Consider the following 14,444-nt stretch of genomic DNA (forward strand, 5'->3'; position numbering starts at 1 on the left):
CATGCCCTGGGTGAACTGGCAGCCCTCGAGCTGCGCGCCGCCCCATTCCATCCCGCCATTGGCGGCGCATTCCAGGAAGGCGACGCGGCTCTGCCGGGGGAAGCGGGCCAGATCCTCGTAGGTGAAGACCAGCGGCCGCTCGACGAGGCCGGTCAGCATCAGCCGGTAGTCGGATTTCGACAGCTCGATAGCGCCGGAATGGTGCCGCTCGAAGGCGCAGCCCGCGGGGGTGATCGTGCCCTCGAGCGCGTGGATCGGCGTGAAGTTGATCGAGGAGAGCGGGCTTTCGGTCAGCCAGTCGACATTGCGGCGGATGACATGGTCCTCGAAGCGGATCGGCAGCCCGTAGGGGGCGGCATCGACCGGATCGCCGAGTTCGCTGGCCCAGGGCTGGACCTCCGCGATCAGCGGGTCGGGGCCTGCCGCGCGGGCGGCCCCGGCGGCGAGGGCCGCGCTGCCGGCCGCGGCCGCGCCGAGAAAGGCGCGGCGCGCCGGGTCGGGACGGGTCTTGTCGCTCATGGGGGGCCTCCTTTCAGGCGCCGGTGACGGTGACGGTGTCGGACGGCTCGCGCCGGATCGTGCCGAGGCCGCGGATATGATCGGCGACGACATCCCAGATCTGCGGGCCCTCGGTGTCCTGGCTGACGCTGGCCCAGCCGCCGACCGTGTAGCTGCGGTCCGGCTCCAGCGCCGCGCCGGTATCGGTGAGCGCCAGCTTGCCGATCCGCTCGCCCATCGGCGCCGAGATGTCGATCTCGTAGGACAGCCCGCCGACGCGCACCATGTCGCCGCCCTGCTGGTAGTAGGGATCGGCGTTGAAGATGTTGTCGGCCACATCCTCCATGACGAGCTTCAGCTGCCGGCCGGTCATCTCGCTGCGGTAGCAGCGGCCATAGGTCATCGAGGTGGCGTTCAGCAGGTCCTCGAAGGTGACCGGATCGCCGGGCAGGAGCGTCGGCCCCCAGCGCACCCCGGGGCTGAGCGCGATCTCGACATCGCGCTCGGCGCGGATCGCGTCGCAGATCACGTCGTCCCAGGTGCCGTTGAAATTGCCGCGGCGGTAGAGCAGGCTCTCGGTCTGGCCCAGCACCTCGGCAAGCTCGGCCTCGTAGGGCGCGCGCTGCGCGGCGATCAGCTCCGCCATTTCGCCATCGGGGGCGATCGCGTCGGCGAAGACCGGGATCAGCTTGTGGCGGTAGCCCGTCATCCGCCCGTCCTGCACCTCCAGGTCGACGCGGGAGACGAATTTGCCGTTCGAGCCGCTGGCGATGAGGATGGTATTGCCCACCTGCACCGGCTCGGGGATGGCGTCATGGGTATGGCCCGAGAGGATCACGTCGATGCCCGCCACCTGCGCGGCCATCTTGCGGTCGGTGTCGAAGCCGTTATGGCTGAGGCAGACCACCAGCCCGGCGCCCGCGGCGCGGGCCTCGTCGACCACCGCCTGCATCCGCTCCTGCCGGATGCCGAAGGAGTAGTCCGGGAACATCCAGCCGGGATTGGCGATCGGCATGTAGGGGAAGGCCTGGCCGATCACCGCGACGGCGGTTCCGCCGCGCTCGAACATGGTCCAGGCATCGAAGGCGGGCTCGTCCCATTCCGCGTCGAAGATATTCGCGCCGAGGAAGGGGAAGGGCAGGCCGGCGACGATCTCCTCGACCCGGCCGGCGCCGTAGGTCCATTCCCAGTGGCTGGTCATCGCCTCGACGCCGAGGAGGTTCATCGCCTCGACCATGTCCCGGCCCCGGGTCTGCAGCGCGGTCCAGGAGCCGTGCCAGGTGTCGCCGCCATCGAGCAGGATGGCGCCCGGGCGCGCGGCGCGGATCGCCTTGACCACGGTGGCGACCCGGTCGAGCCCGCCCATCCGGCCGTAGCCGCGGGCGAGCGCGGCGAAATCCTCCGAGCTCATCGCATAGGCGCCGGGGCTGCCCGGGGCGATGCCGAAATGGTCGAGGAAGGCGCGGCCGGTCAGGTGCGGCGGCTGCCCCCTGGCCTCGCCGACGCCGAGATTGACCGAGGGCTCGCGGAACCAGACCGGCTTCATCTGGGCATGAATGTCGGTGACATGGATCAGCGTGACATTGCCGAAGTCGCGGAACTCCAGCAGTTGGTCCTGGCTCAGCGCCTGCTGCGCGGCGAGGCGGCCCCAGCGTCCGTGGCCGGAGGCGCCCAGAAGGGCGGAGGCGGCAAAGCCCGCCTGGATGAACTCGCGGCGCGAGATCATGGCAAATACTCCCTGCTATGGCGGAGGCACCGGCGCGGGGGCCGGTGCGGGACGGGACGGGGTCAGGGCCGGACGGCCACCCCTTCGACGGCAAGCCCCTGGCCGCGCGAGGCGACATAGAGCTCGAGCGCGCGGAATTCCGGCGAGCCCTCGTTGAAGGTCTCCGCCCGCGTGTCGCGGATGCAGCCCTTGAAGCGGTTGTGGATCGGGATGATGCCGGCCTGCTTCAGCCGGTAGGTGGGAAAGCCGTTGGTCTGGCCCTGGCTGAGATGGTCGGCGCGGATGTAGTTGCCGTTATTGTCCTCGTGGCAATTCGCGCAGGAGAGCTCGAGCTGGCCGTAGCGGGTGTAGTACATCTCGCGGCCCTGTTCCCAGTAGGGGGCGGCGGGGCCGTCGATGGCGACATCGACCGGCATGCCGCGCGACTGCAGCGAGAGCGCGACGGTCATCGACTTCATCTGGTCCGAGGTCCAGCCCCAGGCCTCGGCCCCCATCCGCTCGGTGCGGCAGGCATTCACGTAGTCCTCCATGCTCCACAGCGTGCCCGCGGCATTGACCTTCGGCATCGCGGCGCGCACGCCCTTCATCGAGGAGATGTCCCCGTGGCAGGAGGCGCAGGCCTTGCCCTCGCCGCCCTCGGGCTGCGACCAGAGCGCCAGGCCGGTATCGGCGGCGATCATGCCGGGATTGTCGAAATCGTCCATTTCCATGGCCCGGGTCGCGGGGTCGCGGTAGAGCCAGCCCGAAAGCAGCTCGGGCAGCGCGCCCTCGAGATGGTCGGGCGCGGGGGCGCGGGTCGCCAGCGTCTCCTCGCCGTTGACGACCAGGACGGCCTCCAGATCCGGTCCGGCCGCGGCCGCGCCTGCAAGCCCGGCCAGCAGCGCGGCCAGGCCGATGCGGTGCATCTTCATGTCATGCTCCTCCCTTGGGTGGGGCCGTCCGCGCGGGGCGCGCGGGCCGCCCTGCCTGTCACGCCAGGCTGATCGGCTGGCTGTCCTCGTAGACGGAGCCGTCATCGTCATGCCAGGCGAACCTGAAGACCCCGGCGCCGCCGACTTTCGCGTCGAACTCGAAATAGGGGTTGGTCGCCACTGCCGGGTCGATGGCCACGTCGATCACCAGCGCATCCTCGAAATGGCAGGTGAAGCGGTTGATGATCTGGCGGGGGATCAGGCTGCCGTCCTGGGCCTTGCGCTGGCCCGATTCCATCGGGTGCGAGATCAGCGTCTTGATCGTCACCACATCGCCCGCCGCAGCGGTTTTGGGGACTTTCACGCGGGGTTTCACGCCGTCCATTGCGGTTTTCCTCCCTGGTCTCAGCCGCCGCAGCCGCCGATGGTGACCTTCACCACCGCGCGGGTCTGCACGAAGCTGCCATCGGCCATCCGGGCGATGGCATGTACGTCCTGGGTCTGCGCCAGGCGGATCCGCGTCGAGGCGGATTGCGACCCGGCTGCCGGCCCGAAGGTGAAGGTCGCCACCTCCGGCTCGGGATTTCCCGCCGCGAAGAGCGCGATCGCCTCGGCCCCCGGGGCCGAGACCGAGACCGGGACGGTGTTGCCGTTCTCGGCGATCTCGGGGGCGGTCAGGATCAGCCCGCCGCCTTCCGCGGGCTGCGCGCCGCCGGTGAAGGCGGCCATCGCCTCCTCCAGCGCCGCGGCCGCCGCGGCGGGCAGCGCGGCCAGGGCCAGCCCGCCGATCCCCAGCGCCAGCGTGTTGCGTCTGGTCAGTTCCATTCAGGTCCTCCTCCGGCGCGGATGCGCCCTTCGCCCCTGCCGCCCTTGCGGGCGGCGTCAGTCGGCCAGCGTCGCCAGGTAGGCGACGACATCCTCGATCTGCGCAGCCGTCAGGATCGGCGGCAGCGCGCCCGCGGGGGCCTTGCCGGTATAGGCGTCGCCCGGGCGGATATAGGGGCCGGTCTTGTAGAATGACGGCATCATCGAGCCGTCGAAGCTGTGCTTGGCATCGGCGACGATGCCGCGCAGTTCGGCCTCGCTCCAGCGGCTGCCGGCGCCGTCGAGCGGCGGGCCGATATTGCCCTGGAAATCGGCGGCCAGGGCCGCCACCTGGTGGCAGGCCACGCAATTGCCCAGGCCGCGATCGGCCATGACCAGGGCGCCTTCCTCGGCATTGCCGGGCGCGCCGGTCAGCGAGGCGGCAACCGCGCCGTCAGGGCCGAAGACGACCTCTTCCGGCGGGGTTTGCGCAGCCGCTCCGCCCGCCGACAGCGCAAGCGCCGCGGCCAGGGGAAACACGGTCTGTCTCATGGATCTCCTCCCTATCCACGGACCGATGCTACGCGAGTCTGCGACAAGTTGGCAATAGTATATTCCTATATATGCATATTTCTGCGGCTGCAAAATTCCGCGGGCTATTGCGGCTGCCGCGCCAGGTATTCCTGGAAGAGCTCGCCCGAGGCGTAGCCATGCTCCAGCACCCAGTCCATCAGCGCCCGGGTGGTGGCGCGGCCGAAGGCGCCGGGCATCACCACCGCGGCGGCGGAGACGGCGGTGGCGCCGTCCGGCACCTCCTCGGGCAGGAAGATCAGCGTCGGGGTGAAGGCCAGGCCCCAGCGGCGGACCATGTCCTTCTCGCCCAGCACGGTGCCGTCGAAATCGGTGACCTCGGTCTGGCCGAACATGTTGATTTGCACGACGAAGAACCGCTCGCGCAGCCGGGCGTCGATCCCGGGATCGGGGAAGACCTCCTCGTGCATCTCGGCGCAGTAGATGCAGCCGCGCTGCTCCACCATCAAGAGGAGCCGCCGCCCCTCTGCATTGGCCTCGGCCAGATCCTCGCGCAGGTCGCGGAACGTGTCCTGCAGCCAGTCGGGCTTGTGCAGCCCGTCATCGCCCAGGGGCACCTCGGCGGCGGGCAGGAGGGCGGGCAGGGCGAAGAGCAGGGCCGCCAGCGCGGCGGTCAGTCTGGGGGTCGGCATTCGGGGCTCCTCCCGTGGCAGGCGGGCGCGGCTCAGGACAGGGTCGCGCTCCAGTCGAAGGTTTCGAGCATCCACTGGCCGATCGCATTGACCTGGCCGGTGGCGATGAGGATGGCGAAGACGACCAGCATGGCGCCCATCGCCTTCTCGACATGGCCGAAGGCGCGGCGGTGGCGCCGGACGAGGCCGAGGAAGGGCCGGGCGAAAAGCGCGGCCGCGACGAAGGGCAGGGTCATCGACAGGCCGTAGACCAAGAGGAGCAGCCCGCCGCGCAGCGGATCGCCGCTGCCCGAGGCGAGAAACAGGATCGCCGCCAGGGCCGGGCCGACGCAGGGCGTCCAGCCGAAGCCGAAGGCCAGCCCCATCACGTAGGCGCCCGCCAGGGTCGAGGGGTCGCTCTTCGCCTCGATCCGCGCCTCGCGGTAGAGGAAGGGCAGCCGCAGGAGGCCGAGGAAATGCAGCCCGAACAGCGCCAGCACCGCCGCCGCGGCCCAGGCGAGCACGTCCTTCCACTGCAGGAAGAGCGCGCCGAGGGCCGTGGCGCCGAGCCCGAGAAGGACGAAGATCGTGGTGACGCCGAAGGCGAAGGCCAGCGCCGAGAGCGCCATCCGCCGCCCTGCGCCGGGCGGGATCGCCGCGCTGTCCTGCAGCTCCTGCATCGACAGCCCGGCCATGTAGCTCAGGTAGAACGGCACCAGCGGCAGGATGCAGGGCGACAGGAACGACAGGAGCCCCGCCAGGGCCGCGCTGCCAAGGGTGATGTCGAGCATGACGGAGCCCTCCCGACTCCGCTGCGACCGGCCGGCTTGCGACAGGTCGGAACATCGTGATATTTATATATCATGAAGCGACCGTCAATCCATTGCCGTGCCGCCGCCCTCGCGCTGGCGGTCCTGTCGTTCCTCGCGGGGGCGGGGCGGGCCGAGCTGCGCCTTGCGGTGCTCCTGCAGCCCGGCTGCGCCTACTGCCTGCAATGGGAGCGCGAGATCGCGCCGGCCTATCCGCACACGCCCGAGGGGCAGGCGGCGCCGCTCTGGCGGCTCGACATCCGCGATCCGCTGCCCGGCGGCGTGTCGCTGGCGCGCCCGGGCGCCCTGACGCCGAGCTTCGTTCTGCTCGAGGACGGGGTCGAGACCGGCCGGATCGAGGGCTATCCCGGCGCGGAGTTCTTCTGGGGCCTGCTCGGCCGGCTGATCGCGGAGGCCGACGATGTCTGACGCGGTCTCCCCCGGATTCGGCAGCTTCGCGGACGGCGCCGCCGAGGCGGCCCTGCCGCTGGCGCCCGCCGAGACCGCCGCGGTGGTGGCCTGCGCCGAGGAGGCGGTGACCTTCCTCAAGGCGATGGGCCATGAGGGGCGGCTCCTGATCCTGTGCCATCTGGCGGGCGGCGAGAAGAGCGTCGCCCAGCTGGAAACGCTGCTGTCCAGCCGCCAGGCGGCGGTCAGCCAGCAGCTCGCCCGCCTTCGGCTGGAGGGCCTGGTCCAGGCCCGCCGCGACGGGCAGCAGATCTACTATTCCCTTCTCGACGGCAGGGTGCGCGAGATCGTGCGCCTGCTCGACCGGCTCTTCGCCGCCGGGGAGGACCCGGAGAGCGCGGCAGCGACCGCGCGCCGGGGGGACTGACAAGCCGCTGGGAGGACGGCATGACGGACGGGATGCTGGCGGCCCTTGCGGGGCTCGCGACCGGGGGCGTGCTCGGGCTCGCGGCCCGGATGGGCAATTTCTGCACGCTCGGCGCGATCGAGCATGCGCTCTACGGCACGGACCGGCGGCGGCTGCGGCAATGGGGGATCGTGCTGGGCACGGCGGTGCTGGCGACCCAGGCGGCGGGGTTCGCGGGCTGGGCGGATCTGCAGGCGACGGCCTATCGCGCCCTCGCCTGGAGCCCCTTGGCCAGCATTCTCGGAGGGCTCCTCTTCGGCTACGGCATGGCGATGGCGGGCAATTGCGGCTTCGGCGCGCTGGTGCGCTTCGGCGGCGGCGACCTGCGGTCGATGGTCGTGGTGGTGGTCACGGCGATCGCGGGCTTCGCGGCGCTTTCGGGGCCGCTGGCGCCCTTGCGGGTGGCGCTCTTCCCGCAGGTGCCGGCGGCGGCGCCCACGGGGATCGCCCATGACATTTCGCGGGCGGCGGGCCTGTCCGAGCCGCTGGTCGCCGCGCTCCTCGGGCTCGCGCTTCTCGGCTGGGGGCTGGCGCATGCGCCGCTCCGGGCGCGGCCGGGGCAGGTCGCCTGGGGCGTGGCGGCCGGGCTTGCCGTGGCCTGGGCCTTCGTCGCGACCAGCTGGCTGGGGGCGCGCAGCTTCGGCGCGATCGGGGTGGAGGGCCCGTCCTATGTCGCGCCGCTCGGGCGCAGCCTCCTGTGGCTGATGACCTCGACCGCGGGCGGGCTGTCCTTCGCCACCGGCTCGGTGGCGGGGGTGATGGCCGGGGGCTTCGCCGGATCGGTGCTGCGCGGCATGTTCCGCTGGGAGGCTTGCGAGGACCCGCGCGAGCTCGGCCGCCAGGTCGGCGGCGCGGTGGCGATGGGGATCGGCGGGGTGGTGGCGATGGGCTGCTCGGTCGGCCAGGGGGTCAGCGGCACGGCGGTGCTGGCCTGGTCGGGCCCGGTGACGCTGGCGGCGATCGCCGCCGGAGCGGCGGCCGGGCTGCACCGGCTGATCGGCGGCTGCCAGCCGGAATGAGCGCGCGGGGCGGAAGAGCCTGCCGCCTCTGCCGCGGGAGCGGGTGCCCCGGTGACACGCGTGGCGATCCGCTCCGGCAGAGGACCCTGCCATCGGATTTGCGGCCCATTCCGTCCGGCCCGCGGCCACCGCCACCGGATGTGTCGACTTGCGGACATGCCGCACGGTGAAGATGCCGCCCTGCATCCGGTCTCTCCCCCAGTCCCGTGATCCCGCGCCAGCTCGCCTGGCGCATCCCTCGACGGAGAATGACGCGGGAGGGGCCGCCGGCCCAGCCGGCTCACACGGCGATCAAGGGGCCTAGCAGGGTGCTGAAATAGTCTGTTCGACCGTGGAACGTGGGGCGAAACTGGGAAATTGGTCCCAAGATCGGCCAAGCTTGCTCGCGTCACGGAGCCGCCTTGGCCGGATTTGGGACAATTTCCTCCGCGGCACTCCCCTAGTTCCCTTTTTCAGCAGCCTGCTAGGGCAGCATCGCCGCCAGCCGCGCCCGGGCGCGGGCCTCGAAACTGGCCGCGCCCTGGCGGCGGGCCAGCCCGGCCGCAGCCTCGAGCGCATGGCGCGCCGCCTCCCTGCGCCCGGTGCAGGCCAGCAGGTCGCCGCGCAGCCGCAGGATCTCGGCCATGTACCAGCCCTCGCCGCTCCGCCGCGCCAGGCGCAGCGCCTGCGCCAGCGCGCCGAGCGCCTCGGCCGGGCGGCCCTCATGCGCGGCGGCCTCGGCGAAGAGCGCCAGCCCGTAGGGCCGGACCAGACGGACCTGCATGCCCGCGCTGGCCTCCAGCCCCGCCCGCAGGAGCGCCAGCCCGCCCGGCCGGCCCAGCCGGGCCTGCGCCCAGCCGGCCAGCATCTGGCCGTAGGGCAGCCAGAAGGGGATGGCGGCGGAGCTGCAGAGCGCCATCAGCGCCCCGGCCTGCTCCAGCATCTGCCCGGCCTCGCCGCGCTCGCGCGCGACCAGCGCCCCGGCCCAGAGCATCTGCGCCCGGCCGAAGGGCTGGCCCAGCTCCTCGGCCCGCGCGGTGCCCGCCTGCAGATGGCGCTCCGCCGCGGCGGCATCGCCGGCGAACTGGCAGAGGCAGGCGGCATATTGATGGCAGACCACGCCCGGATCCTCGCCGAACTGCGCGGCGGTCCCGGCCGCGGCGCTGCCGTCCAGCCGGCCGAGCACCGCGTCGACATAGGGCAGCGCCGCGGAGATCTGCCCGGCGAAGAACCTCGACTGCCCGGCGGCATTGGCCGCGGCCATGGCGGGACCGGCCGGTCCGCCGCGGGCAAGCTCCAGCATCGTGTCCGACAGCTCGGCGGCGCGGTCCAGCTCGGCGCGGGAGAGCTGGTCGTTCCACAGCCCGGCCAGCACCGGAACCAGCGCGGACGGGTCGCCCGCCCCCCGCGCCAGCAGCGCGGCGCGGCCATAGACCTGGCGCAGCTCGGCGGCGGTGAAGCCCTCGGAGACGATCAGCGCGGCGCCGAGCCCCAGGAGGCTGCGCAGCTCCGCCTCGGCCATCGGCCCGCTGCCGGGCGGGCAGGCGGCATGGTGCGCCAGCGCGCGGCGCAGCTGCCCGGCCGCGTCCGGCGCGGCGCCGCGGTCGAGCGCGCGCATCCCCGAGACCCCGCGATGCAGGGCCGCGCTCGGCCAGTCGGCGGCGCGCTCGAAATGGTCGGCCAGCCCCGGGGCGATCTCGGCGGCGCGCGGCCCGTAGACGGTCTCCAGCCGCCGCCCGGTGCGCAGGTGCATGGCCTGGCGGGTCGCCGCGGGGATGCTGTCGTAGATCGCCTCCTGGTAGAGCGCATGGCGGAAGGCGTAGCGCGTCGCCATCGTGCCGTCGGGCAGCAGGGCGATGCCCGCGCGCTCGATGAAGCGGCGGTTGCGCGCCAGCCGCTCCAGCCGCTGCTCCAGCGCCTCGAGCCCGGGCCTGCCATCGGCCAGCGCGGCGGCGGAGAAGCTCAGCCCGGCGACGGCGGCGCGCTCCAGGAGCTCCAGCTCCGCCGGGTCGAGCCGCGCCAGCTCGCCCGCGATCAGGCTGCGCAGCCCCGGCGCGATCCGGGCGACGATCTCGGCCACCGGGCGCTGCAGCGTCCAGCGCCCCTCGGCTTGGCGGATGTCGCCATCCTGCACCCATTGCCCGGCCACCGCGTCGACCAGCAGGGCGTGCCCCTCGGTGCGCTGCGCCAGCGCCGCGCCGAGCTCGGGCGGGAAGGCGTTGCCGCGGAACCGTCCGTCGAGATAGGCGGTCACCGCGGCGGCGTCGAACCCGCCCAGCGTCAGCTGCAGATAGCCGGGGCTGCGCGCCAGATGGTGCAGCATGCCCGCGAGCTCCGCGGCGCTCTCGAGCTCTTCGTCGCGATAGGTGGCGATCACCAGGAGCCGCGACGGCGCGCGGCGCAGCACCCAGCTGCCCAGCCAGTCCAGCGTCCCCGGATCGGCCCAGTGCAGATCCTCCAGCACGAGGATGCCTGGCAGCTGCTGGGTCAGCCGCTCCATCAGCTCGCTGAATTCGCGCAGCATCGGGTCGGGCTGCGACGGCACCGGCTCCAGCGCCGTTGCAGGGACCGCGCCGCGGTCGGGGCCGGGCAGCTGCGCCAGCCAGGAGGGCGCCGCCTCGCGCATCAGCGCCGGCAGATCGGGCATGCCGCGCCCGCCGGGCAGCTGGCCCAGGATCTCGATCAGCGGGCCGTAGGGCTCGCGCGCGCCGGGATGGGGAATGCATTGCGCCCGCGCGGTCCAGAGCGGCACGCCGCCCGGCAGCCCGGCGAGGAAGCCGTCGGCCAGCCGGGTCTTGCCGGCCCCGGATTCCCCCGCGATCACCGCAACGGCGCGGCTGCCGCGGCGCGCGGTCTCGGCCAGGGCGGAGAGCTGCGACAGTTCCCCGGCGCGCCCGACGCAGAGCGCCCCGCCGCTGCGCAGGAGCGCGCCGCCCCCGGCCAGCTCGATCGGCGCGACCAGCCGGTAGCCCTGGCGGCCGACCGTCTCGATGAAGCGCGGCGCGCCGGGGCTGTCCTCCAGCAGGCGGCGCAATTCGCGGATGCACTGCTTGGGCCCGGCATCGCTGCCATGGCGGCTGCCCCAGATCATCTGGCGCAGCTCGTCCTGGCTGACGATCTCGCCCTGGCGCTCCATCAGCGCGACCAGCACGGCCAGCGTCTTGCGCCGCAGGCGGTGGGCCGCCCCGTCGCAGAGAAGCTCGCCGCTGGCGATATCGAGTTCGATACTGGTCACTGACACTAAGTCCACAACGTCCCAAGTCGCGCTTCCGCGGGGCCCAGCCTACGGCCGGACCTGCAGGTTTTACCGTTCAAGGCAAGCATTATACCGAAATTGAACCGATTGCCCGCTTTGTTTGCGTGGCAAATCGTTTCAATCTCCGGCCATCGTCCGCGAGGGGCCGGCGCAGGCCGTAACGGGACGGTACGTCAGGCGGTCAGACACAGGGCATCAAGAGGTAGTGCGGCAGGTGGCAATGTACATGGTTTCGGCGGATGAGGCGGTTTTCTGCCGCGTCGTCCATCCGTCAACGACAATCCGCGCCGCCGGCAGCGCGGCGTCCGGCGCAGTCCCGGCGGGGAAGACGGCATGAGGCGCCGCCGCATGCCGGGACCCGTGAGCACCGCAACAGCGGCAGCCGGCCTCGGCCGGTTCCTGCCGCGAAAGGGCAGCACGGCCCATGTGCTGGCAGGGCGGGCCTTCCCGTTCCTCTCAGCCATGGTTCTTGCCGCGCCGGTCACGGCCCAATCGTTTCCCCAAGTCGAGCGGGTCGTGGCCGGTCAGACCACCATCCTGGACCGGTTCACCCCGCCGCCGCAAGTCGGCAGCGTGGACATCACGGTCCAGGACCAGCGCGCCCGCGTCGAGGCCGCCGATGCCGAAGCCATCCGCTTCGCGCTCGAGACGGTTGCGATCGCGGGCAATACCACCCTTCCCGCCGCCCAGCTGGCGCCGATCTGGCAGGACCGGCTCGGCACCGAGATCTCGCTGGCCGATCTCTACCGCATCGCCGAGGAGGTCGACGCCGCCTATCTGCGGGCGGGGTACTTCTCGCACACCGTGGTGCCGGTGCAGGACTATGCCGACGGCAATGTCCGGCTGCGCGTCTACGAGGGCTACGTCCAGCGGGTCGAGATCGACAGCGCGATCCCCGGCATCGACCAGCGGCTGAAACCCTATATCGACCGCATCCTGGCAATGCATCCGATCCGCGTCGCCGAGGCCGAGCGGGCGCTCCTCCTGATGAGCGATCTCGGCGGGCTCGAGATCCAGGGCACGCTGATCCGGCCGGAGACGCCCTCGGGCGGCGGCGTGCTGAAGCTGGAGGTCGGCTTCTCCCGCAGCAGCGGCCAGATCGTCTTCGACAATTTCGGCAGCGACGAGTTCGGGCCGCTGGAGCTGTCCACCGTGCTGGCGGTGCATGACCTGACGGGCCGGTTCGACACGCTGACCATGGTCGGCGCGACCGTGCCCGACGATCCCGAGGAGCTGGCGCTGCTGCAGCTCGCCCATGACGTGCCGGTCGGCCATGACGGCCATGTCCTCGGCTACAGCCTGACCTACCTGAAGCGGCGCCCGGGCGGCTCGGTGGAGGATCTGGAGATCGACGCGGTCACCCGGATCGCCAGCGCCTACGTCTCCTATCCCTTCCTGCGGCGGCTGCAGCACAGCCTGACAGGCCGCGCCGAGCTGACCTTCCGCGGCGACACGGTCAACCAGCTCGACGAGCCCGAGGCGCGCAGCAATACCGGCTGGGCGACGCTGGGCCTGCGCTATGACCGCGAGCTGGAGCATGGCGCGCTGGTGCTCGGCGGCGAGATCGGCCAGGGCTTCGATCTCGGCGACGGGACGTTCGGCGATCCCTCGGACTACCAGTTCGGCCGCGCCAATCTGGAGGTCAGCCAGAGCCTGGGCGAGAAGACCGGGCTGGTGCTCCGCGCGGCCGGGCAGTACGCGCCGATGGATCTTCCGGCGGCTGTGGACTTCGCGGTCGGCGGCGAGCCTTATGGCTGGGTCTTCGACAGCGGCGCGCTTTCCGGCGAGAGCGGCGCCGGGACCGAGCTGGAGCTCAGCCGCGATGTCGCCACCGGCAATGCGCTGGTGCCGGGCCTGTCCTTCGTGGCCTTCGCCGATTACGGCCGGGTCTGGCATGACGATCCCGGCGACGGCCCCAAGAGCGAGAGCCTCGGCTCGGCCGGTCTCGGCCTTCGCGGCCTCTTCGGCGAGCGGGTCAGCTTCGAGCTGCTGGCCGCCGCGCCCTGGCATGTCGCCGACAGCCTCGACGATCCCGGCGGGAAGCTGCTGTTCCGCTTCGTCATCCCGCTCTAGGCGCCGTCGGCCCGCGGCGGCGGGCCGCGCGTTTCCGGCCCCGCGGCGGCGGGCCGCGCGCCTCCGGCATGGGCCCTGGCAGCAACGGGGCCCGGCAGCCGGGCAGGCCTGCCAGCCGCGGCGCGGCCGGGCGGCCTGCCCGGTCCTGTCCCGCGCGGCGCCTCTCCTGCTCCCCGGGCGCGCGACGCCAGCCGAGGGCGGCGCCCCGCAGGCGGCCTGTCTCCTCCCGTGCCGGGGCTGCTGCGGTGAGATCGCCCCCGGTTCCACAAGCCCGCGCGGGGCCAGGCCAGGGCGGCGATGCAGGTCCAGACGACGGTGCGGCACCGGCCCGTGCGGGCCAGAACCAGTGCGGTCCGCGGTCCGGACGCCGCCGAATCCCGGCCTGCGCCCTCCCGCTCGCCGTCCGGACCCCTCTGCCGCGACCCGGGTCCCGCTGCCGGGGAGAGACCGGTCAAGCGCGGATGCGCAGGGCGGAAGGCGGACCCGAAGCCTCCGTCCCGCATCTCCCGCCTCGCCAGCGGCCCGGCCAGGGTCCTGCCGCGCTCCGCCTGCGCCGCGGCGGGGTTCCGCGACAGGGCAGGCGCGGGGCGCGCTCCCCCGACCCCGCGTTTCCGCCGGGCCGGACCTCCCCCGGGCGGACGCGCTGCTCCGCGGACCTGCCGCCATGGCTCCGCGCGAGGGTCCGGCTGGTGCATCCATCCTCCCGGGCAACGCCGTGCCAGCCCTTCCAGCTGCGGCCGCCGCACCGTGGCAGGCCGGACCCGGCACATCCGCAGCGCCTGCGCCTGCCGCCGGAGCCGCCTTGCATTCCGCAACAGGATCGAGGGGCACCGATACCGGCCAGCGGGGGCAAGGCGTCTCCTTTCTTCGGGCCGTCCTGCCCGAAGCCCTGGAATTGCCGCCGATGCATGCAAGCAGGCGCATCCTCTCCGCCCCGGCCGGCCCCCTGCGCCTATGGCGCACGGCGCGGCCTCCCGGAGCGCAGCCATGCGGTCAACCGGCCCCGGCAGATCGCTTGCCTTCGGCGCTCCAGCGGGCGAGGCGCATGTAGGTGTCGAGCCGGGCGGCATGGCGCCAGGTCTGGGCGAGCAGGGCTTCCTCTGTGCCGAAGTCTGCGGCGAGCGCGGTCCGCAGGTCCCCGAGCGCTTCGGGCGTGCCGAGCGCGGCGCGCAGGGCGGGCGCGGCGCCGTCCCAGATCGCGCCGGTCTCGCCCGCGAGGAAGGCTTCGGCGAGGGCGCTGCCGCGGGCCAGCGGATCGGCGGAGGCGGCGGCGGGGGCGGCGCAGGCAAGGGC

Annotated in this window: 14 protein-coding genes; 4 read left to right on the plus strand and 10 right to left on the minus strand. The window is 72.7% G+C overall.

Translation table 11 applies throughout. From position 1 onward, the window contains the following. The 8 genes from FGX59_RS33770 to FGX59_RS33805 form a co-directional block, all read right to left on the minus strand. The coding region (locus FGX59_RS33770) for a molybdopterin-dependent oxidoreductase (protein ID WP_171060959.1) at nt 1–519 on the minus strand (519 nt) is incomplete at its 3' end. A 13-nt stretch (nt 520–532) separates the two neighbouring features. Next, a complete protein-coding gene (gene soxB, locus FGX59_RS33775) occupies nt 533–2,224 on the minus strand; it encodes a thiosulfohydrolase SoxB (protein WP_138472720.1) in 1,692 nt (563 codons plus the stop codon). A gap of 62 nt (nt 2,225–2,286) precedes the next feature. Continuing rightward, entirely contained in the window at nt 2,287–3,135 is an 849-nt protein-coding gene (soxA, locus tag FGX59_RS33780) for a sulfur oxidation c-type cytochrome SoxA (RefSeq protein WP_138472721.1), read from the minus strand. Nucleotides 3,136–3,193: 58 nt separating this feature from the next. Further along, complete coding sequence (gene soxZ / locus FGX59_RS33785) at nt 3,194–3,520, minus strand: thiosulfate oxidation carrier complex protein SoxZ (RefSeq protein WP_138472722.1); 327 nt, start codon at nt 3,518–3,520, stop codon at nt 3,194–3,196. A gap of 20 nt (nt 3,521–3,540) precedes the next feature. Beyond that, on the minus strand, nt 3,541–3,960 hold the full coding sequence (gene soxY / locus FGX59_RS33790; RefSeq protein ID WP_138472724.1) for a thiosulfate oxidation carrier protein SoxY: 420 nt from the start codon (nt 3,958–3,960) through the stop codon (nt 3,541–3,543). Between the two features lie 57 nt (nt 3,961–4,017). Continuing rightward, nucleotides 4,018–4,491 carry a sulfur oxidation c-type cytochrome SoxX gene (soxX, locus tag FGX59_RS33795; RefSeq protein WP_138472725.1) on the minus strand — a complete coding sequence of 158 codons (474 nt, stop codon included), beginning with the start codon at nt 4,489–4,491 and terminating at the stop codon, nt 4,018–4,020. Nucleotides 4,492–4,595: 104 nt separating this feature from the next. Beyond that, nucleotides 4,596–5,162, minus strand: a complete 567-nt coding sequence (locus tag FGX59_RS33800) for a thioredoxin family protein (protein ID WP_138472726.1) — start codon at nt 5,160–5,162, stop codon at nt 4,596–4,598. Between the two features lie 32 nt (nt 5,163–5,194). Next, nucleotides 5,195–5,932 carry a cytochrome c biogenesis CcdA family protein gene (locus FGX59_RS33805; protein WP_138472727.1) on the minus strand — a complete coding sequence of 246 codons (738 nt, stop codon included), beginning with the start codon at nt 5,930–5,932 and terminating at the stop codon, nt 5,195–5,197. 72 nt (nt 5,933–6,004) lie between these two features. Between FGX59_RS33805 and FGX59_RS33810 the strand changes: the two genes are divergently transcribed. Genes FGX59_RS33810 through FGX59_RS33820 form a run of 3 tightly spaced genes read left to right on the plus strand, consistent with a single transcriptional unit; the run spans nt 6,005 to nt 7,843 of the window. Further along, the gene (locus tag FGX59_RS33810) at nt 6,005–6,379 is read left to right on the plus strand and encodes a thioredoxin family protein (RefSeq protein ID WP_138472728.1); all 375 of its coding nucleotides are present in this window, start codon (nt 6,005–6,007) and stop codon (nt 6,377–6,379) included. After that, on the plus strand, nt 6,372–6,785 hold the full coding sequence (locus FGX59_RS33815; RefSeq protein ID WP_138472730.1) for a helix-turn-helix transcriptional regulator: 414 nt from the start codon (nt 6,372–6,374) through the stop codon (nt 6,783–6,785). Before FGX59_RS33810 ends, FGX59_RS33815 begins: the two co-directional genes overlap by 8 nt. A gap of 20 nt (nt 6,786–6,805) precedes the next feature. Then, nucleotides 6,806–7,843, plus strand: a complete 1,038-nt coding sequence (locus tag FGX59_RS33820; RefSeq protein WP_138472732.1) for a YeeE/YedE family protein — start codon at nt 6,806–6,808, stop codon at nt 7,841–7,843. Between the two features lie 463 nt (nt 7,844–8,306). On the opposite strand, the gene FGX59_RS33825 is transcribed toward FGX59_RS33820, so the two are convergent. Next, a complete protein-coding gene (locus FGX59_RS33825; RefSeq protein WP_138472734.1) occupies nt 8,307–11,057 on the minus strand; it encodes an AAA family ATPase in 2,751 nt (916 codons plus the stop codon). Between the two features lie 381 nt (nt 11,058–11,438). Here FGX59_RS33825 and FGX59_RS33830 point away from each other — a divergent pair, with 381 nt between their 5' ends. Further along, nucleotides 11,439–13,151, plus strand: a complete 1,713-nt coding sequence (locus FGX59_RS33830) for a ShlB/FhaC/HecB family hemolysin secretion/activation protein (RefSeq protein ID WP_171060960.1) — start codon at nt 11,439–11,441, stop codon at nt 13,149–13,151. 993 nt (nt 13,152–14,144) lie between these two features. Here FGX59_RS33830 and FGX59_RS37900 read toward each other — a convergent pair. After that, a partial coding sequence (locus tag FGX59_RS37900) for a hypothetical protein (RefSeq protein ID WP_206078510.1) occupies nt 14,145–14,444 on the minus strand: 300 nt, incomplete at its 5' end.

Source organism: Poseidonocella sp. HB161398, from assembly GCF_005870025.1.
Lineage (GTDB): Bacteria > Pseudomonadota > Alphaproteobacteria > Rhodobacterales > Rhodobacteraceae > Mangrovicoccus.